At 67.4% G+C, this 17,937-nt stretch carries 18 protein-coding genes and 1 tRNA gene; 14 read left to right on the forward strand and 5 right to left on the reverse strand.

Annotation, left to right across the window (positions count from 1 at the left end; translation table 11 throughout):
• The 4 genes from ACZ42P_RS12580 to panD are packed head-to-tail and all read left to right on the forward strand — an operon-like array spanning window position 1 to window position 2,722.
• The gene (locus tag ACZ42P_RS12580; protein WP_464897881.1) at window positions 1–645 is read left to right on the forward strand and encodes a deoxynucleoside kinase; all 645 of its coding nucleotides are present in this window, start codon (window positions 1–3) and stop codon (window positions 643–645) included.
• Window positions 646–647: 2 nt separating this feature from the next.
• Window positions 648–1,445, forward strand: a complete 798-nt coding sequence (gene panB / locus ACZ42P_RS12585; RefSeq protein ID WP_464897882.1) for a 3-methyl-2-oxobutanoate hydroxymethyltransferase — start codon at window positions 648–650, stop codon at window positions 1,443–1,445.
• 2 nt (window positions 1,446–1,447) lie between these two features.
• Entirely contained in the window at window positions 1,448–2,302 is an 855-nt protein-coding gene (panC, locus tag ACZ42P_RS12590) for a pantoate--beta-alanine ligase (RefSeq protein ID WP_464897883.1), read from the forward strand.
• A gap of 39 nt (window positions 2,303–2,341) precedes the next feature.
• Window positions 2,342–2,722 (forward strand): aspartate 1-decarboxylase, encoded by a 381-nt coding sequence (panD, locus tag ACZ42P_RS12595; RefSeq protein ID WP_464897884.1) that lies wholly within the window; start codon window positions 2,342–2,344, stop codon window positions 2,720–2,722.
• Window positions 2,723–2,772: 50 nt separating this feature from the next.
• On the opposite strand, the gene ACZ42P_RS12600 is transcribed toward panD, so the two are convergent.
• Window positions 2,773–2,859 (reverse strand) — tRNA-Leu (locus ACZ42P_RS12600).
• Between the two features lie 255 nt (window positions 2,860–3,114).
• On the opposite strand from ACZ42P_RS12600, the gene queA reads away from it, so the two are divergent.
• The 6 genes from queA to ACZ42P_RS12630 all read left to right on the forward strand — a co-directional run bounded on the left by queA (window position 3,115) and on the right by ACZ42P_RS12630 (window position 9,124).
• Entirely contained in the window at window positions 3,115–4,146 is a 1,032-nt protein-coding gene (queA, locus tag ACZ42P_RS12605) for a tRNA preQ1(34) S-adenosylmethionine ribosyltransferase-isomerase QueA (protein WP_464897885.1), read from the forward strand.
• Window positions 4,143–5,261: a tRNA guanosine(34) transglycosylase Tgt gene (gene tgt / locus ACZ42P_RS12610; protein WP_464897886.1), complete on the forward strand. Its 1,119-nt coding sequence runs from the start codon at window positions 4,143–4,145 to the stop codon at window positions 5,259–5,261. The genes queA and tgt overlap by 4 nt, the downstream gene beginning before the upstream one ends.
• A 70-nt stretch (window positions 5,262–5,331) precedes the next feature.
• Window positions 5,332–5,655, forward strand: coding sequence for a preprotein translocase subunit YajC (yajC, locus tag ACZ42P_RS12615; protein ID WP_464897887.1), 324 nt, complete (start codon window positions 5,332–5,334; stop codon window positions 5,653–5,655).
• 30 nt (window positions 5,656–5,685) lie between these two features.
• Window positions 5,686–7,503: a protein translocase subunit SecD gene (gene secD / locus ACZ42P_RS12620; RefSeq protein WP_464897888.1), complete on the forward strand. Its 1,818-nt coding sequence runs from the start codon at window positions 5,686–5,688 to the stop codon at window positions 7,501–7,503.
• A 21-nt stretch (window positions 7,504–7,524) separates the two neighbouring features.
• Window positions 7,525–8,457 carry a protein translocase subunit SecF gene (gene secF / locus ACZ42P_RS12625; protein WP_464897889.1) on the forward strand — a complete coding sequence of 311 codons (933 nt, stop codon included), beginning with the start codon at window positions 7,525–7,527 and terminating at the stop codon, window positions 8,455–8,457.
• 37 nt (window positions 8,458–8,494) lie between these two features.
• Window positions 8,495–9,124, forward strand: coding sequence for a DedA family protein (locus ACZ42P_RS12630; RefSeq protein ID WP_464897890.1), 630 nt, complete (start codon window positions 8,495–8,497; stop codon window positions 9,122–9,124).
• A gap of 111 nt (window positions 9,125–9,235) precedes the next feature.
• Here the strand turns inward: ACZ42P_RS12630 and tal are convergent, their stop codons facing one another.
• The gene (gene tal / locus ACZ42P_RS12635) at window positions 9,236–10,435 is read right to left on the reverse strand and encodes a transaldolase (RefSeq protein WP_464897891.1); all 1,200 of its coding nucleotides are present in this window, start codon (window positions 10,433–10,435) and stop codon (window positions 9,236–9,238) included.
• On the opposite strand from tal, the gene ACZ42P_RS12640 reads away from it, so the two are divergent.
• Window positions 10,434–11,267, forward strand: a complete 834-nt coding sequence (locus tag ACZ42P_RS12640; protein ID WP_464897892.1) for a DUF3025 domain-containing protein — start codon at window positions 10,434–10,436, stop codon at window positions 11,265–11,267. The genes tal and ACZ42P_RS12640 overlap by 2 nt on opposite strands.
• Window positions 11,268–11,553: 286 nt before the next feature.
• Here the strand turns inward: ACZ42P_RS12640 and ACZ42P_RS12645 are convergent, their stop codons facing one another.
• From ACZ42P_RS12645 to queG, 3 genes are read right to left on the reverse strand one after another with little or no spacing between them, the layout of a single operon-like run.
• Window positions 11,554–12,366 (reverse strand): M48 family metallopeptidase, encoded by an 813-nt coding sequence (locus ACZ42P_RS12645; RefSeq protein ID WP_464897893.1) that lies wholly within the window; start codon window positions 12,364–12,366, stop codon window positions 11,554–11,556.
• Window positions 12,367–12,386: 20 nt separating this feature from the next.
• Complete coding sequence (murI, locus tag ACZ42P_RS12650) at window positions 12,387–13,193, reverse strand: glutamate racemase (protein ID WP_464897894.1); 807 nt, start codon at window positions 13,191–13,193, stop codon at window positions 12,387–12,389.
• Window positions 13,194–13,215: 22 nt separating this feature from the next.
• Window positions 13,216–14,301, reverse strand: a complete 1,086-nt coding sequence (gene queG, locus ACZ42P_RS12655; protein WP_464897895.1) for a tRNA epoxyqueuosine(34) reductase QueG — start codon at window positions 14,299–14,301, stop codon at window positions 13,216–13,218.
• A gap of 47 nt (window positions 14,302–14,348) precedes the next feature.
• Here queG and tsaE point away from each other — a divergent pair, with 47 nt between their 5' ends.
• The 3 genes from tsaE to mutL are packed head-to-tail and all read left to right on the forward strand — an operon-like array spanning window position 14,349 to window position 17,936.
• Window positions 14,349–14,837: a tRNA (adenosine(37)-N6)-threonylcarbamoyltransferase complex ATPase subunit type 1 TsaE gene (gene tsaE / locus ACZ42P_RS12660; RefSeq protein ID WP_464897896.1), complete on the forward strand. Its 489-nt coding sequence runs from the start codon at window positions 14,349–14,351 to the stop codon at window positions 14,835–14,837.
• On the forward strand, window positions 14,795–16,111 hold the full coding sequence (locus tag ACZ42P_RS12665) for an N-acetylmuramoyl-L-alanine amidase (protein ID WP_464897897.1): 1,317 nt from the start codon (window positions 14,795–14,797) through the stop codon (window positions 16,109–16,111). The genes tsaE and ACZ42P_RS12665 overlap by 43 nt, the downstream gene beginning before the upstream one ends.
• A 55-nt stretch (window positions 16,112–16,166) precedes the next feature.
• Complete coding sequence (gene mutL, locus ACZ42P_RS12670) at window positions 16,167–17,936, forward strand: DNA mismatch repair endonuclease MutL (protein WP_464897898.1); 1,770 nt, start codon at window positions 16,167–16,169, stop codon at window positions 17,934–17,936.
• Window position 17,937: the final 1 nt, after the last annotated feature.

Below are 17,937 nucleotides of genomic sequence, written 5' to 3' on the forward strand. Positions count from 1 at the left end.
ATGGGCGCCGGACTGCTGGAACGCGGCTACATCGTTGTGGAAGGCCCCATCGGCGCCGGCAAGACCAGTCTCGCCCGGCGCCTGGCGGAGCGCCTGGATGCCACCCTGGTTCTGGAAGGGGCCGAGGCCAATCCCTTCTTGCCGCGCTACTACCAGGAACCGGCGCGGTTCGCCCTGGCGACCCAGCTTTTTTTCCTGTTCCAGCGGGTGGAACAGGTGCGGGCGCTGGCGCAGCGCGATCTGTTCGCTCGTCCGGTGGTGGCGGACTTCGTGCTGGACAAAGATCCCCTGTTTGCCCGGCTCACCCTGGGCGACGACGAGTTCCGCCTCTATCAGCAGATCTACGCGACCCTCGAGCCGCAGCGGCCCAGCCCCGATCTGGTAATCTATCTGCAGGCCCCGGTGGACGTGCTTTTGGAGCGGGTGCGCAGCCGGGGCATCGACTACGAGCGGGCCATCGACCGTGACTATCTCGTCCGCCTGTCCGAAGCCTACGCGCAGTATTTCTATCACTACCAGGCGTCGCCCCTGATGATCGTCAACAGCGCCCACATCGATTTCGTCAACCAGCCCGCCGACCTGGATCTCCTGCTGGCGCGCCTGCCCCAGGTGCGTGGCCGGGAATTCCTCAACCGGGGCGAGTGAGCATGGCCCGCCTCACCCTCACCGCCCTGCAGAAAATGGCGCGCGCCGGCGAGCGCATCGCCAGCCTCACCTGCTACGACGCGAGCTTTGCGCGCCTTTTGGAGGCGGCGGGGGTGGACGTCCTGCTGGTGGGCGACTCCCTGGGCATGGTGCTGCAGGGCCGGGAGAGCACGCTGGCGGTGAGCCTCGAGGAAATGGAATACCACACCCGCTGCGTGGCCCAGGGTTCGAGCCGTGCCTTCATCGTCGCCGATCTGCCCTTCGGCAGTTACCAGGGCTCGCCACGGGAGGCCTTCGCCAGCGCCGCCCGTCTGATGCGGGCCGGTGCCCACATGGTCAAGCTGGAAGGGGGGCGGGTCATGGAGGAAACCGTCCGCTTCCTGGTGGAGCGGGGCATTCCCGTGTGCGGGCATCTGGGGCTTTTGCCCCAGTCCGTGCACCAGGTGGGCGGCTACCGGGTGCAGGGACGGGAGGAAAGCGAGGCCGCGCGCCTGCTGGAAGACGCCCGCATCCTGGATGCGGCCGGGGTGGGCCTGATGGTGCTGGAAATGACCACGCGCGCGCTGACCCGCCGGATCAGCGCCACGGTGGCCGCGCCCACCATCGGCATTGGCGCCGGCCCCGACTGCCACGGCCAGGTGCTGGTGCTCTACGACATGCTGGGCATCTACGGCGGCAGGGTGCCGCGCTTCGCCCGCAATTTCCTCGACGGTGCCGGTAGCATCGAGGCCGCGGTGGCGGCCTACGTGCGCGCCGTCAAGGACGGCAGCTTCCCCGGGCCGGAACACGGCTTCGACTGAACATGGAAGTGATCGCCACCATCCACGCCCTGGACGAGCGCCTCACGCAGGCCGGCCGGGTGGCCTTCGTGCCCACCATGGGCAACCTGCACGAGGGGCATCTGGCCCTGGTGCGCCTGGCACGGGCCCATGGCGATACGGTGGTGGTGAGCATTTTCGTCAATCCCCTCCAGTTTGGTCCCAACGAGGACTTCCACAAGTACCCGCGCACCCTGGCCGAGGATTGTGCCAAGCTGGAAACCGTGGGGTGCGACGTGGTGTTCGCGCCCACGGTGACCGAGATGTATCCCACGCCCCAGCAGACGGAAATCCTGCCGCCGCCGGTGGCCGACGAGCTGTGTGGGGCCTTCCGACCCGGACATTTCCGGGGGGTGGCCACCGTGGTGGCCAAGCTGTTCAACATCGTGCAGCCCAGCGTGGCGGTGTTCGGCAAGAAGGATTACCAGCAGCTCTTCATCATCCGCAGCATGGTGCGCGAACTCAATTTCCCCATCCAGATCCTGGCGGGGGAGACGGTGCGCGCCGCGGACGGTCTGGCCCTGTCCTCGCGCAATGCCTATCTGACACCCGCCCAGCGGGCCGAGGCGCCGCGCCTGTACCGGAGTCTCACGGCGGTGGCCGCCGCCCTCGGCCGGGGCGAACGGGACTATGCCGCGCTGGAAGCGAACGCGCGCCGGGAACTGGAGTCCAATGGCTGGCGGGTGGATTACATTTCGGTGCGGGATGCGGCGACGCTGGCGATTCCAGAGGGAAACCCGCAGGAACTGGTGGTGCTGGGCGCGGCCTGGCTGGGCGAGACCCGTCTCATCGACAACGTCGAGGTGGCGGCTTCCGGCACCCCCGCCGGAGCGGTATAATCCGCGTCCTTTTCGATATCTGCGACACGGGGGCCGACCATGCAACGGACCATGCTGAAATCGAAGCTGCACCGGGTGCGCGTGACGCATTCGGAACTGCACTACGAGGGTTCCTGCGCCATCGACGAAGCGCTCCTGGAAGCGGCCGACATCCGCGAGTACCAGCAGATCGAGATCTACAACGTCACCAACGGCGAACGCTTCACCACCTATGCCATCCGCGCCGAGCGCGACTCCGGCATCATCTCGGTGAACGGTGCCGCGGCACACAAGGCCAGGCCCGGCGACATCGTGATCATCGCCGCCTATGCCCAGTACACCGAGCTGGAGCTGCAGAAATACGCGCCCCAGCTGGTGTACGTGGACGAGCACAACCGGATCGTGGACCGGCGCGACAGGATTCCGGTGCAGATGGCCTGACGGGCCGTGGCCGGCACAGGAAAAGGCGACCACGGGTCGCCTTTTTCGTCTGGTGCCGGGAGAGGGACTCGAACCCTCATGGTATCGCTACCGGCGGATTTTGAGTCCGCTGCGTCTACCGATTCCGCCATCCCGGCTTTTGTTGCTCCAACGTGCGGCGGATTTGGGCTCCGACTCACGTTGGGGCTTGCGCCCAAACATGGGTCTGCGCCGCCACCGGCCGGGCCGCGGCCGGTGGTGAGTCCGCTGCGTCCGGCGATTTGGCGATCGCCGATTGCAGCGTTTCGGCGGAAAAGCGCGGATTATCCGGAGAAAGCCCCGGGCCGGCAAGCCGCGCGGGCGGCTCCTGTATAATCCCCGGCTCCCCACGCCCGGCCCCTGCGCGTTTTTCCATGCACATTGCCGAATTCGATTTCTTCCTGCCGCCGGAGCTCATTGCCCAGTTTCCCGCCGAGCGCCGCCGGGAAAGCCGCCTGCTCCACGTGGATGGCGCAAGCGGCGTGCTGGCCGACCGCATGTTTGCGGATTTGCCCGGGTTTCTGCGGGGCGGCGACGTGGTGGTGCTCAACGACACACGGGTGATCAAGGCGCGCGTGTTCGCCACCAAGGAAACCGGCGGCAAGGTGGAGGTGCTGATCGAAAGGGTGCTGGACAGCCATCATGCCCTGGCCCTGGTGCGCGCGAGCCATGCCCCCAGGCCCGGCAGTTTCCTGCGGGTGGGCGACGACTCGGGCCTGCTGGTGGAGGAGCGCGAGGGCGATCTCTACCGTGTCCATCTGCAGGCGGATCGGCCGCTGCTCGAGTGGCTGGAAGTCCACGGCAGCGTGCCGCTGCCGCCCTATATCGGGCGCGCGCCCCAGGCCCTGGACGAGGCGCGTTACCAGACGGTGTACGCCACGCGTCCGGGTTCGGTGGCGGCCCCCACGGCGGGCCTGCATTTCGACCAGGAGATGCTGGCGGCGCTGCAGCAGCAGGGGGTCGTGCTCGCCCGTGTGACCCTGCACGTGGGGGCCGGCACTTTCCAGCCGGTGCGGGTGGACGACGTGCGGGAACACCGGATGCACAGTGAGTGGTATCACGTGCCGGAAGAGACCGTGGCGGCCATCGGGCAGGCACGCGCCACGGGCGGCCGGGTGCTTGCCGTGGGCACCACCTCCCTGCGCGCCCTGGAGGCGGCCGCGGCGAGTGGGACCCTGACCGCAGGCTTTGGCGAGACCAACCTGTTCATTCTGCCGGGCTACCGTTTCCGCGTGGTGGAGCGCCTGCTCACCAATTTCCACCTGCCGCGTTCCACGCTGTTCATGCTGGTGTGCGCCTTCGGCGGCACGGCACTCATGAAGCGTGCCTATGCCCACGCCGTGGAGAGCCGCTACCGCTTCTTCAGCTATGGCGACGCCACGCTCATCGAGCGGATGCCCCAATGAAGTTCGAGCTGCTCGCCACCGACGGCGCCGCCCGGCGCGGCCGCCTCACCCTCGCCCACGGGGTGGTGGAGACCCCTGCCTTCATGCCGGTGGGCACCTATGGCACGGTCAAGGCCATGCGGCCCGATGCCCTGCGCGAGGTGGGCGCCCAGATCGTGCTGGGCAATACCTTCCACCTCTGGCTGCGGCCCGGGCTGGAGGTGATCGCCGCCCACGGCGGGCTCCACGGATTCATGGGCTGGGACGGTCCCATTCTCACGGATTCCGGCGGCTTCCAGGTATTCAGCCTCAACGCCCTGCGCAGGATCAGCGAGGAGGGGGTCCATTTCCGCTCGCCGGTGAACGGCGATTCCTGTTTCCTGTCGCCCGAGGAATCCATGCGCATCCAGCGCGTGCTCGACTCGGACATCGTCATGATCTTCGACGAGTGCACGCCCTATCCCGCCGATCACGCGACGGCCGCGGCCTCCATGCAGCTTTCCCTGCGCTGGGCGGAGCGTTCCAGGCGCGCCCACGAGGGCAATCCCAATGCCCTGTTCGGCATCGTGCAGGGTGGCATGTACGAGGACCTGCGCGAGGCCTCACTCGCGGGCCTGCTCGGGATCGGTTTCGACGGCTATGCCATCGGCGGGCTGTCCGTGGGCGAGCCCAAGGAGGACATGCGCCGCATCCTGGGCTTCACGGCGCCGCGCCTGCCCGCGGACCGGCCGCGTTACCTCATGGGCGTGGGCACGCCGGAGGACATCGTGGAGGCGGTGGCCGCCGGTGTGGACATGTTCGACTGCGTCATGCCCACGCGCAATGCGCGCAACGGCATGCTGTTCACCCGCCATGGCGACATCAAGATCCGCAACAGCGTGCATCGCACCGACACGCGCCCCCTGGACGAGACCTGCGGCTGTTACACCTGCCGGCATTTCAGCCGGGCCTACCTGCATCACCTGGACAAGACCAACGAGATCCTGGGGGCCATCCTCAACACCCATCACAACCTGCATTTCTACCAGACCCTGATGGGTGAGCTGCGCGCCGCCATCGAGGCGGGGCGTCTCGCTGACTACATCGCCGCCTTTCGTGCCGCGCGCACGGGCGCCGCGGGCGGGCCTTCGTGCTAGAATGCCCGCTCCCGCAAACCCGCCGTGTCGCGCAACACGGTGATTCCAATAAAGTTTTTCGGAGGCCGTCGTGATCATCTCTCCTGCCTATGCCGCGCCCGCTGCCCAGCAGCCGGACCCGGTCATGAGCCTGCTGCCCTTCATCATCATCTTCGTGCTGTTCTGGTTCATGCTGATCCGGCCACAGATGAAGCGGGCCAAGGAACAGAAAAAGATGCTGGATGCCCTGCAGAAGGGCGACGAGGTGGTGACCGCCGGCGGCCTGCTGGGCAAGGTCACCAAGGTGGGAGACCAATACGTCTCGCTGGAGATCGCCGACGGCGTGGTGGTGCAGGTGCAGAAACCCACCATCCAGGCGGTGCTGCCCAAGGGCACGCTGAAGAGCGCCGCCTGACCGCCCCGGAACGAATCGGCCCGCCGTGCCATGAACCGCTATCCCCTCTGGAAGTATGTCGTCGTCGCCATCGCCCTGGTGGTGGGCTTGATCTATTCCCTGCCCAATTTCTACGGTGAGTCGCCGGCGGTGCAGATTTCCGCCGGCAAACCCACGCTGCGCGTGGACGGGGCGACCTTGGCACGGGTGGAAAGCGTGCTGAAAGGCGCCCAGGTGCCCTATGACCTCGCCCAGCTCGACAACCATACGGTGCGGGTGCGCTTCGCCGACACGGACACCCAGTTGCGTGCCAAGACCGTGCTGGAAGAACAACTGGGCAGTGACTACGTGGTGGCCCTCAACCTCCTGTCCCGGTCGCCCGCCTGGCTCACCGCCATCCATGCCCTGCCCATGTATCTCGGCCTGGATCTGCGGGGCGGTGTCCACTTCCTGCTGCAGATGGACATGAAGACCGCCATCGACCGGGTGATCGACCGCTATGCCTCTGACGTGCGGGCACTGATGCGGGAAAACCGCGTGCAGTATCTGGCGGTGGCGCGCCGCGGCCAGGCGGTGGAGGTGAAATTCGCGGACGCGGCGAGCCGTACCAAGGCCAGGGACCTCATCGCTGCCAAACTGGACGATCTGGCGCTGCGCGAGGAGGACCGGGGCGCCGAATCCTATCTGGTGGCGACGCTGAAACCGGAGGCTCTCAAGCGCCGCCAGGAAATGGACCTCAAGCAGAATCTCACCACCCTGCGTAATCGTGTCAACGAGCTGGGCGTGGCCGAGCCCATCATCCAGCAGCAGGGCGTGGACCGCATCGTGGTGCAGCTGCCGGGCGTGCAGGACACCGCCCGCGCCAAGCAGATCCTGGGGCGCACGGCCACCCTTGAGCTGCGCATGGCGGACTTCACCGAGACCGAAATCGCCGCGGCGCTCGCCGGGCAAGTGCCCCTCGGGGCCGAGCTCATGCGCGAGCGCAATGGCCAGCCGGTGCTGGTGCGCCGCAATGTGGTCCTCACCGGCGAGTACATCACGGATGCCAGCGCCGGCTTCGACGAGCACGGGCGGCCCGCGGTGCACATGACCCTGGACAGCCGGGGCGCGCGCATTTTCCAGCAGCTCACGCGTGAAAACGTGGGCAAGCGCATGGCCATCCTGCTGATCGAGAAGGGGCAGGCGGAGGTGGTCACGGCGCCGGTGATCCAGACCGAGATCCCCGGGGGGCGGGTGCAGATCACGGGCATGCGCAGCACCGAGGAGGCCAACGACATCGCGCTGCTGCTGCGCGCCGGTGCGCTGGCGGCGCCCATGGAAATCATCGAGGAGCGCACCGTGGGTCCCAGTCTGGGGGCTGACAACATCCGGCGCGGTTTCTATTCCACCCTGGTGGGCTTTCTCGGCATCGTGCTGTTCATGGTGGTCTATTACCGCGTGTTCGGGCTGATCGCCAGTTTTGCCCTGGCGGTCAACCTCATGCTGCTGGTGGCGCTGCTCTCCATGCTGCAGGCCACGCTCACCCTTCCGGGCATCGCCGGTATCGCCCTCACGGTGGGCATGGCCATCGATGCCAACGTGCTCATCTTCGAGCGCATCCGCGAGGAACTGCGCAACGGCAACAGTCCCCAGGCGGCCATCCACGCGGGTTACGACCGGGCCTGGGACACCATCCTGGACTCCAACATCACCACCCTGATCGCCGGTTTCTTCCTGTTCTGGCTGGGATCCGGTCCGGTGCGCGGCTTCGCGGTCACCCTCTGTCTGGGCATCCTCACCTCCATGTTCAGTGCGGTGACCGTGTCGCGCGCGGTGGTCAATCTCACCTACGGCCGCATGAAGCGCATCCGGAAACTTTCCATCGGCTGAGGTCAGCAGCGGGTATCCATCATGGAATTCTTCAGAATCAAGCGCGACATCCCCTTCATGAAGTACGCCAGGGTGACGTCCTTGGTGTCGCTGGCGACCTTCCTCCTGGCCGTGGTCTTCCTGGTCTGGAAGGGCCTCAATCTGGGGGTGGATTTCACCGGCGGCACGGTGATCGAAGTGCGTTATGGCGCGCCCGCCGACATCCAGAAGATCCGGCAGCATCTGGCGGCCAATGGCTATGCGGAAGCCAGCGTGCAGAATTTCGGCACGTCCCGCGACGTGCTGGTGCGCCTGCCGGTGAAGCCGGGGCTTACCAGCGCGCAACTGTCCGAGGCGGTGATGCAGGTGCTGCGCAGCCAGAGCCCGGACGCCACGCTGCAGCGTGTGGAGTTCGTGGGCCCGCAGGTGGGGCAGGAACTGCTCTACGATGGGTCGCTCGCGCTGCTGCTGGTCTCCATCGGCATCGTGATCTATCTGTGGGTGCGCTTCGAGTGGCAGTTCGCGGTAGCGGCCATTGCTGCCACCTTCCACGACGTGGTGATCATCGTCGGCCTGTTCGCCGCCTTCCAGTGGGAGTTCTCCCTCACCGTGCTGGCGGCCGTGCTGGCCATCCTGGGTTACTCGGTCAATGACACGGTGGTGGTGTTCGACCGCATCCGTGAGAACTTCCGCAAGCTGCGCAAGGGGACACCGGCGCAGATCATCGACAATGCCATCACGGCGACGCTGTCGCGCACCATCATGACCCACGTCACCACTCAGATCATGGTGTTCGCCATGCTGTTCCTGGGTGGCGAGATCCTGTTCTACTTTGCCCTGGCCCTCACCATCGGCATCGTGGTGGGCACCTATTCGTCCGTCCTGGTGGCCAGTCCCATCGTCATGTGGCTGGGCATTTCCCGGGAAGCCTTCATCAAGCCCGAGAAAAAGGCGGAGGCCGAGCTGCTGCCCTGAGCAGGCCGTCAGCGCGCGCCGGCCGGAACGGATTGCCTTGGAACTCCTCGCCCAGTTCACCGACATCGTGCTGCATCTGGACCAGCATCTGGTATGGCTGCTGGAGAACTACGGCAACTGGTTTTACCTGGTGCTGTTTCTGATCATTTTCTGTGAGACGGGCCTGGTGGTGACGCCGTTTCTGCCCGGCGATTCCCTGCTGTTCGTGGCCGGCGCCCTGGCCGCCGCTAACGGCATCGATGTGGTGACCCTCTCCGCGGTGCTCATGGCGGCCGCCTTCCTGGGGGACAACACCAATTACTGGATCGGCCGCTATCTGGGGCCGCGGGTGTTCCGCGGCGAAGCACGCTGGCTAAACCGCGCCCACCTGGAAAAAACCGAGGACTTCTACCGCCGTCATGGGGGGAAGACGGTGCTCCTGGCGCGTTTCTTCCCCATCCTGCGCACCTTCGCCCCCTTCGTGGCCGGCATCGGCCGCATGGCCTATCGGCGCTTCGTGGCCTTCAGCGCCGCCGGGGCGCTGCTGTGGATCAATTCCCTGGTGTTCGCCGGCTACTTCTTTGGCAACATTCCCTTCATCAAGGACCATCTCACCGTGGTGATCCTGGGCATCGTGGCCGTCAGCCTGATGCCCGGTTTCTACCACTTCCTGCGGGCCCGGGTCTGAAGGACCAGGTTACGATGCGGTAAGAATTGCGCCTTCTCAATGCAACCGGCTGTCGAAACCGGATAAGCGGCTCCGCTTTCCTGAGCGGGACGGGCGCCGGGGCGCCCGTCCCTACCGCAGGGCGGCGAGAAGCTGGTCGAAGGCGTCCTGGAACAGCTTGACGCCCTGCACCTGCAGTTCCTCGCCCACGTCGCGCATGTTGATGCCCAGGCGTTCCAGGGTCAGATAATCGTTCAGCGCCTGCTCGGCGTTCTGCTCCAGCGTGGGGGCGGCGCGGCCGTGGTCGCGGAAGGCGGCCAGGGTGGCGTCCGGCAGGGTGTTGATGGTTTCCGGCCCGATCAGCGGTTCCACGTAGAGCACGTCGCTGTAGGCCGGATTCTTGGTGCCGGTGCTCGCCCACAGGGGATACTGGGGCCGGGCGCCGGCGGCCCGCAGCGGTGCGAACTCCGCGCCGTGGAAGACTTCCCGGTAGCGGCTGTAGGCCACCTTGGCCATCGCCACCGCGCTTTTGCCCCGCAGCCGCAATGCCTCCTCGGTGCCGATGGCCTCGAGTCGCTTGTCCACCAGGGTGTCCACGCGGGACAGGAAGATGCTGGCCACGGATTTCACCCGGCGGGGGTCGCCACCGGAGGCGATCCAGCGCTCGATCCCGCGCAGATAGGCGCGCATCACTTCCATGTGCTGCAGCAGGGAGAAGATGAGGGTGACGTTGACGCTCACGCCCCGGGCGGTGAGGGTTTCGAAGGCGAGCACGCCCTGGGGCGTGGCGGGCACTTTGATCAGCACGTTGCGGCGGGCGACCCGGGCGTGCAGGCGCTCCGCGGCCGCCACGGTGCCCACCTCGTCATAGGCGAGGCTGGGTGAAACCTCCAGGCTCACGTAGCCATCGTCGCCGCCGCTGGCTTCCCACACCGGCCGCAGCAGGTCACAGGCTTCCTGCACGTCGGCCACCGCCAGGCTTTCGAAGCGTTCTTCAGGCGTGCAATCCTTTGCACGCAGGCGGGCGATGTCGTCGCGGTAATGGGGACTTTCGCTGATCGCCTTCTGGAAGATGGCCGGGTTGGAGGTCACGCCCGACACGCCATCCTGCTCGATGTAGGCCTTCAGGCCGCCTTCCCGCAGCAGGGTCCGGGAGAGGTTGTCCAGCCAGATACTCTGGCCGTAGCGCTTGATGTCCAGCAGGCTGCTGGTGCCGGTGGGCAGAAAGGCCTCTCTTTGCATGGGCGCCTCCGGGTCGGACAGGGCAACGGAAAGAGGATCGGCCGCGAGGCCGATTTCTTTATAGGGACGGCCGGTAGAATTCTCAACCATGGAACCGCCATGGAATCCCGCCCTGCTCGAGGGTGCGCTGTTCGCCTCCCTTGCCCCCGTGCTTGCGCGGCTTGACTGGCCGGCGGGACGCTGGCCCGGGCATGCCCAGTACCAGGCCCTGCTCGATGACGCGCCGTTCCCCGTGGTGAGCGGACTGGGAGTGCCGCTCAAGGTCTGCGAGCCCCTTCCTGCCGAAGATGGTTGGGAGGCGGGCTATGAGCCACGCATCGCCCGGGAAGGCTTTCTGCAGACGCGCCGGGAAAACTGGCACGATCTCTTCAACCTCCTCGTGTGGGTGGCCTTTCCGCGGACCAAGGCGGCCCTGAACCGCTGTCATTACCAGTTGCAGCAGGCGCGGGCGCAACGGGGGGAAGCCGGGCGCACGCGCATCGAGCACGCCCTCACCCAGTTCGACGAAAGCGGCGTGATCGTCATGAGCGCCGATCCCGAACTCACCGCACTCATGCATGCCTTTCGCTGGAAGGAACTGTTCTGGGAGCGACGGGCGCGGGTGGAGACTCGCATGGCCTGCTATCTCTTCGGCCATGGCCTGCTCCACAAGGCGCTCGCGCCTTTCGTCGGCATGACCGGCAAGGGCATGGTGGTGGAGGTGACGGCGGAGCTGTTCCAGGCGCCATTGGCCGAGCGGCTGGCCTGGCTGGATCAGGCCGTGGCCGAGGCGGTGCCGCGACTGGACTCACCCGCCGACTTGCAGCCGGTGCCTGTGCTGGGCTTCCCCGGCTTCACGCCGGACAATGCCAGGCCCGGCTATTACGACAACACGGCCTACTTCCGGCCGGGCCGGCGGCGCGATGCTCCGGCGCCGATCTGACCGGCAGCGGCAGGCCGGTGGACGCCAGGCGTCACTGTCGCCGTGGCGCAAGCCTGCACGCGAGGCGCCGGCGGCCTGGAGTCGGCTCCGGACGCTTGCGATTTTTCATCGGGGATTCAGCAGGCTGGCCGCCATGACAGGACCGTAACCCGCCAGGCGGCGGTGTTGGCACAAGGCTTGCGACACCTGGTGCGGAAGGTGCGCAACAGGGCACCTGCCAGCGGGAAGCGAATGCTCTCCTTGATCCGGGAGCCTGGCCGGACGGTGTGACAGCCGTCCGGTTTTTTTATCCGCGCTGGCGGCGGGCCGCTTCGTAGAGGGGCAGCACGCGGGGCAGATGGGCTTCGATATCCTGCATGCGGCCCGCGGGATTGGGGTGGGTGCTGAGAAACTCCGGTGGCTGGCTGCCGTTCACCGCCATCATCTTTTTCCACACGCTGACCGCGGCGCGGGGATCGTAGCCGGCGCGGGCGGTGAGTTCCAGCCCGATGCGGTCGGCCTCGCGTTCCTTCTCGCGGGAGTTGGGCAGCTGGATCGCCACCGTCGCCGCCTTGTCCAGCAGATCCTGGGTCAGCGAACCCATGTTGAGGGCGGTGGCCAGCACGGCGATGCCCAGCTGCTGGGCCAGCACCTGGGACATGGCCTCCCGGCTGTGCTCGCGCAGGGCATGGGCGATTTCGTGGCCCATCACCGCCGCCAGTTCGTCATCGGTGAGCTTGAGCCGCTCGATGAGTCCGCTGTAGACCGCGATCTTGCCCCCGGCAGCGCAATAGGCGTTGAGGTCCTCGCTTTTGAGCACATTGACTTCCCACTTCCAGCCCGGGGCATCCGGCCGGAACACGCCGGTCTGGGCGATGAGATCGTGGGCGATGCGGCGCACCCGAGCCGTCTGCGCGGGATCCGGATTGAGCGCGCCGCGGATGGCGTATTTTTCCTTCTCCTTGGCGTAGAAGGCGGCGGCGCTGCGCTCGGCGTCCTGCCGGGAGACCAGCAGGAGCTGGCGCCGCTCCACGCCCACGGCGCCGCTCTGGGTGGTGGTGGCGCAGGCGGCGAGCAGGGTGCACAGCAGCAGGATGACGGTGCAACGCAGGGCAGACATGACAGACACTCTCCAAAGGATCACCATTTCACCACGTGCACGTGGGTGAGGCTGCGACCCAGGAAACGTTCGCCGATGGCCTGGAAGCGCAGCGGCACGTCCGTGACATAGAACTCGTAACGGGGCGCGTGGGTGTCCGGGTTCGCCAGGCCCTGCTCGCGCAGCAGCCGGGCGGCGCGTTCCGCCATGGCCTGGGCCGAGTCGATGAGCTGCACCTGCGGTCCCGCCACTTCCTGCAGCAGGGGCTTGAGCAGGGGATAGTGGGTGCAGCCCAGCACCAGGGTGTCGATGTCTTCGCTCAGCACCGGCCGGAGGTATTCCTGGGCGGTGAGGCGGGTCACCGGATGGTCGAGCCAACCTTCCTCCACCAGGGGCACGAACAGGGCACAGGCCTGGGACTTGAGCCGCACCTCCGGATCGATGCGGTGGATGGCCAGGGCATAGGCATTGCTGTTGATGGTGGTGGGTGTGCCGATGATGCCGATGCGCCGCGTGCGGCTGGCCTGCACCGCTGCCAGGGCGCCGGCGTCGATCACGTCCAGCACCGGCACCGGCGACAGATCACGCACCATGCCGGCGGCCACCGCCGCCATGGTATTGCAGGCGATGATGAGCAGCTTCACCTGCTTTTCCAGCAGGAACTCCGCGATCTGGGTGGTGTAGTGGGCGATGGTCTCCACCGACTTCACCCCGTAGGGCACGCGCGCGGTGTCGCCGAAATACACGATGTGCTCGAAGGGCAGGCGTTCCATGAGGGCGCGCACCACGGTGAGGCCGCCGACGCCGGAATCGAACACGCCGATGGGGGAGCGGGGATCAATCTGCATGGCAGACGGTGAAAAGGGCGGATTATAGCCCGTGGCGCGCCAGGGCCCAGGCCACGTGTTCCCGCACCAGCGGCGAAGGATCGTTGCGCCGGGCGCGCAATGCCGCCACCACCTGCGGCGTGGTGGGCGCATTGCCCAGGGCCACGGCGATGTTGCGCAGCCAGCGTTCGTGGCCGATGCGGCGGATGGCGCTGCCGGCCAGACGCGTCTCGAAGGTCTCGGCGCTCCAGGCGAACAGCTCCGTCAGGGGCGCATCGTCGAGGCCGTTGCGTACCTGGAAGTCGGCCTCCCGGGTTGGGGTCGCGAAACGGTTCCAGGGACAAGCGAGTTGACAGTCGTCGCAGCCATAGATGCGGTTGCCCATCAGCGGCCGCAGCGCTTCCGGAATGGCGCCCTTGTGCTCGATGGTCAGATAGGAAATGCAGCGGCGCGCATCCACCACATAGGGCGCGACGATCGCCCCGGTGGGGCAGACATCCAGACAGGCCCGGCAGGTGCCGCAATGGTCGGTGGTGGGGGTGTCCACCGGCAGCGGCAGGTCGGTGTAGATTTCCCCCAGGAAAAACCAGGAGCCGGCCCCGCGGGACAAAAGCAGGGTATGCTTGCCGCGCCAGCCCAGTCCCGCCTTGCGCGCGAGCTCCACTTCCATCACCGGTGCGCTGTCGGTGAAGACCCGATAGTGGAAGGGTCCCGCTTCCTGGGCGATGCGCCGGGCGAGCTGCGCCAGCCGCTGGCGCAGCACCTTGTGGTAATCCCGTCCCAGGGCGTAGCGGGAGACGTAGGCGCACCCGGGGTCCGCCAGCACCTCATGGGGATCGCGTGCGGAAGCGGGGAGATAGTCCATGCGCACGCTGATCACGCGCAGCGTGCCCGGCACGAGTTCCGCCGGCCGGGTTCGGAGGCTGCCGTGACGTGCCATATAATCCATGTCACCGTGCATGCCGGCAGCAAGCCAGGCCGTCAGTCCTGCCTCGGCGGTACTGAGGTCGGTGTCGGCGATCCCCACCGCGGAGAATCCCAATTCCCTGCCCCATTGCCGGATGCGCGCGGCCAGGCGCGTGAAATCGATCCCGGAGAAAAGAGAGGCGGCGTCATGCATGCAGTCCATTATCCCAGGAACGCCGGTGTGCCGCGCGCCGCCTGGGCACCTCATCCATGAAGCGCGAGCTCACGCGGCACCTGCCGGACGAGCACGCCACCCTGGCGCTGGGCGCGGCGCTGGCGCAGGGTTTGCGGCCCGGTCTGGTGGTTTATCTCCATGGGGATCTGGGTGCCGGCAAGACCACCCTGGTCCGGGGGGTGCTCAAGGGGCTCGGCTACGGCGGCCGGGTCAAGAGCCCCACCTATACTCTGGTTGAACTTTATCCGCTTTCTAAGTTATCCTTGTATCACTTTGATTTCTATCGGTTCGCCGATCCCCGGGAATGGCTTGACGCGGGCTTTCGCGAAGCCTTCGGCGGGGAGGCGGTCTGTCTGGTGGAATGGCCGGAGAAAGCCGGTAAAGGCCTGCCGCCGCCGGATCTGGACATCCACCTGTCCTTCCCAGAGGGAGGGGCCGGACGCACGGCGCGGCTGGTGGCACATACGGAGGCGGGGGCGGCATGTCTCGAGCGACTGGCGCAGGAGCTTGGAGGGGGCGGTTAGCCTGGCTGCTGCTCGGCCTGTGCCTGTGGGCCGGGCCGGGCTTTGCGGCCACCGCCATCGTCTCCGCGCGCATCTGGCCGGCCGCCGAATACACCCGCGTCACCCTGGAAGCGCGGGCGCCTCTTCAGTTTTCCCACTTCACCGTACCGGACCCCGAGCGTCTGGTGCTGGATCTCACGGGCGTGGAACTCAGCCCCGCGCTGCAGGCGCTTCCCGCCCGGCTCGCCGCCGACGATCCCTATGTGAAGGCGATCCGCATCGGGCGCTTCAAGCCCGGTGTGGTGCGTGTGGTGCTGGATCTCAAGGTGCCGGCCAAGCCCGCCGTGTTCGAACTGAAACCGGTGGGGGAATACGGCCACCGGCTGGTGCTGGACGTCTATCCGCGCGAGCCCGTGGACCCGCTGCTCGCCCTGCTGGAGACCACACCGGGCCAGGCCGCGGCGGGCCTGGAGGGGGCAGGGGGGCAGGGCGCGCCGGCCGTTGCGCCGCAGGCGCGGGGCGGCGGCGCGGCGAAGGCGGGGGAGGTCGGGAACCGTCCCCGGGGTGGCATGGCGTTCGACCGCCTGATCACCATTGCCATCGATGCCGGCCACGGTGGTGAGGATCCGGGCGCACGGGGCTACCGGGGCACGCAGGAGAAGGACGTGACCCTGGCCATCGCGCGCCGGGTCAAGGCCAAACTGGATGAGGAGCCCAACATGCGCGGTTTCCTGATCCGCGACGGTGACTACTTCATCCCCCTGGGCCAGCGGGTGGCCAAGGCGCGCCGCGTGCAGGCGGACCTGTTCGTTTCCATCCACGCCGATGCCTTCGTCAATCCCGAGGCCAGCGGTTCCTCCGTGTTCGCACTGTCGGAAAACGGTGCCACCAGCGCCGCCGCACGCTGGCTTGCCAAGCGGGAGAACGAGGCGGACCTGATCGGCGGCGTCAACCTGGACGTGAAGGACACCTACCTCAAGAAGACCCTGCTGGATCTCTCCCAGACCGCCACCATCAACGACAGCCTCAAGCTGGGCAAGGCGGTGCTGGCGGAGCTGGGCGGGATCAACAAGCTGCACAAGGGCGAGGTGGAGCAGGCCGGTTTCGCCGTGCTCAAGGCCCCGGACATTCCCTCCATCCTGGTGGAGACCGCCTTCATCACCAATCCCCAGGAAGAGGCGCGCCTCACCGACGAGGACTACCAGGACCGCCTGGCGGCGGCCATCGTCGCCGGCATCAAACGCTACTTCGCCAGGAATCCACCCCTCGCCCGCAGCAAGCTGGCCGCCAACTGAGGCCGGACGGGGCAGCCTGCCGCGTGTCCGGGAACAATCTGGGATAATCCCGGGCATGCCTGCCATCCGTGTGCTGCCCGAGCTTCTCATCAACCAGATCGCCGCCGGCGAGGTGGTGGAGCGGCCGGCCTCCGCTCTCAAGGAAATCCTGGAAAACGCCATTGACGCCGGGGCCCGCGCGATCCAGGTGCGGCTGGCCCAGGGCGGCGTAAAGGAAATCCAGGTGACCGACGACGGGGTGGGCATGAGCGCGGAGGACCTGCCCCTGGCGCTGGCACGCCATGCCACCAGCAAGATCGCCACCCTTACCGATCTGGAAGGGGTGCGCAGCCTGGGTTTTCGCGGCGAGGCTCTGGCCAGCATCGCCGCCGTGTCGCGCCTGCGGCTCGCCAGCCGGCGCCACGACGCCCCCCACGGCTGGGTGGTGGAAGCCGAAGGCGACTGGCGCGCCCCCGTGCGGCCCGAGGCGATCGCCCCGGGCACGGTGGTGAGCGTGCGCGATCTCTACTTCAACACGCCGGCCCGGCGCAAATTCCTCAAGAGCGAGGCGACCGAATACGGCCACTGCGAGGAAATGTTCCGGCGCGCGGCCCTGTCCCGTCCGGACATTGCCTTCACCCTGCATCACAACGGACGTGTGGTCTGGCACCTGCGCAGCGCCACCCGCGAGGCCCGCATCGCCGCGCTGGCAGGGGACGAGTTCGCCCAGGCGGCGGTGGCCGTGGAGGCGCGGGCCGGCGACCTTGCCCTGACGGGTCTCGCGGCGCTGCCGGCCTTCTCGCGCGCCAGCCGCGACCTGCAGTACGTGTTCGTCAACGGCCGCTTCGTGCGCGACAAGCTCATCACCCATGCCCTGCGCGAGGCCTACCGCGACGTGCTGCACCACGAGCGCCATCCGGCCTATGTGCTGTTCCTGGAACTGCCGCCGGAAGCCGTGGACGTGAATGTCCATCCCATGAAGATCGAGGTGCGTTTCCGTGACCCGCGCGGGGTACACCAGTTCGTGTTCCACGCCCTGCAGCGGGCGCTGGCGCGGCCGGCCGGGGGCGGCGCTGCCTCCCAGGCGCCCGCTTTCCGGACGCCGGCGGAGACAGCGGAAGCGGACAACAGATCCAGCCAACCGCGTCAGACTGCGCTGCCCCTGCGCGCCGCCGAACCGCTGGCGTTTTACGACGCCCTGTTCGGCCCGGCGCCGGCCGCCGCCGATGTCGGGCAGACGCAGGCGCCACCGGAGGCGGACGTCCCGCCCCTGGGCTATGCCCTGGCGCAGCTCCATGGCATCTACATCCTGGCGCAGAACGCCCAGGGACTGGTGGTGGTGGACATGCATGCCGCCCACGAGCGCATCGTGTACGAGCGACTCAAGGCGGAGCTGGACCAGCGGCGCGTGGCCAGCCAGCCGCTGCTGGTGCCGGTGGCTCTCCAGGCCTCCGCGCTGGAAGTGGCCACGGTGGAGGAAAACGCCGGGGTGCTGGAGGAACTGGGCTTCGCCATGCCCGTGCTGTCGCCCCAGACCATCGCGCTGCGTGCCGTGCCCGCGCTGCTGGCCCAGGCCGACCCGGTGGCGCTTGCGCGCGACCTGCTGCGGGAACTGCGCGAACTGGGGGGCAGCCGCGTGCTCACCGAGCGCCGCAACGAACTGCTCGCCACCCTGGCCTGTCATGGCGCAGTGCGCGCCAACCGCAAACTCTCCCTCACCGAGATGAATGCCCTCCTGCGCGACATGGAAGCCACGGAACGCTCCGGCCAGTGCAACCATGGGCGGCCCACCTGGTTTCAGCTCTCCCTGTCCGAGCTCGACAAGCTGTTCATGCGTGGCAAGTGAG

It is taken from the genome of Thiobacter subterraneus (assembly GCF_055379455.1).

Excerpts from the sequence above, each read along its gene's own strand:
- ACZ42P_RS12580 (WP_464897881.1), top strand. The coding sequence starts at position 1 with ATGGGCGCCGGACTGCTGGAACGCGGCTACATCGTTGTGGAAGGCCCC.
- panB (WP_464897882.1), top strand. The coding sequence starts at position 648 with ATGGCCCGCCTCACCCTCACCGCCCTGCAGAAAATGGCGCGCGCCGGC.
- panC (WP_464897883.1), top strand. The coding sequence starts at position 1,448 with ATGGAAGTGATCGCCACCATCCACGCCCTGGACGAGCGCCTCACGCAG.
- panD (WP_464897884.1), top strand. The coding sequence starts at position 2,342 with ATGCAACGGACCATGCTGAAATCGAAGCTGCACCGGGTGCGCGTGACG.
- queA (WP_464897885.1), top strand. The coding sequence starts at position 3,115 with ATGCACATTGCCGAATTCGATTTCTTCCTGCCGCCGGAGCTCATTGCC.
- tgt (WP_464897886.1), top strand. The coding sequence starts at position 4,143 with ATGAAGTTCGAGCTGCTCGCCACCGACGGCGCCGCCCGGCGCGGCCGC.
- secD (WP_464897888.1), top strand. The coding sequence starts at position 5,686 with ATGAACCGCTATCCCCTCTGGAAGTATGTCGTCGTCGCCATCGCCCTG.
- secF (WP_464897889.1), top strand. The coding sequence starts at position 7,525 with ATGGAATTCTTCAGAATCAAGCGCGACATCCCCTTCATGAAGTACGCC.
- ACZ42P_RS12640 (WP_464897892.1), top strand. The coding sequence starts at position 10,434 with ATGGAACCGCCATGGAATCCCGCCCTGCTCGAGGGTGCGCTGTTCGCC.
- tal (WP_464897891.1), bottom strand. The coding sequence starts at position 10,435 with ATGGTTGAGAATTCTACCGGCCGTCCCTATAAAGAAATCGGCCTCGCG.
- ACZ42P_RS12645 (WP_464897893.1), bottom strand. The coding sequence starts at position 12,366 with ATGTCTGCCCTGCGTTGCACCGTCATCCTGCTGCTGTGCACCCTGCTC.
- murI (WP_464897894.1), bottom strand. The coding sequence starts at position 13,193 with ATGCAGATTGATCCCCGCTCCCCCATCGGCGTGTTCGATTCCGGCGTC.
- queG (WP_464897895.1), bottom strand. The coding sequence starts at position 14,301 with ATGGACTGCATGCATGACGCCGCCTCTCTTTTCTCCGGGATCGATTTC.
- tsaE (WP_464897896.1), top strand. The coding sequence starts at position 14,349 with ATGAAGCGCGAGCTCACGCGGCACCTGCCGGACGAGCACGCCACCCTG.
- ACZ42P_RS12665 (WP_464897897.1), top strand. The coding sequence starts at position 14,795 with ATGTCTCGAGCGACTGGCGCAGGAGCTTGGAGGGGGCGGTTAGCCTGG.
- mutL (WP_464897898.1), top strand. The coding sequence starts at position 16,167 with ATGCCTGCCATCCGTGTGCTGCCCGAGCTTCTCATCAACCAGATCGCC.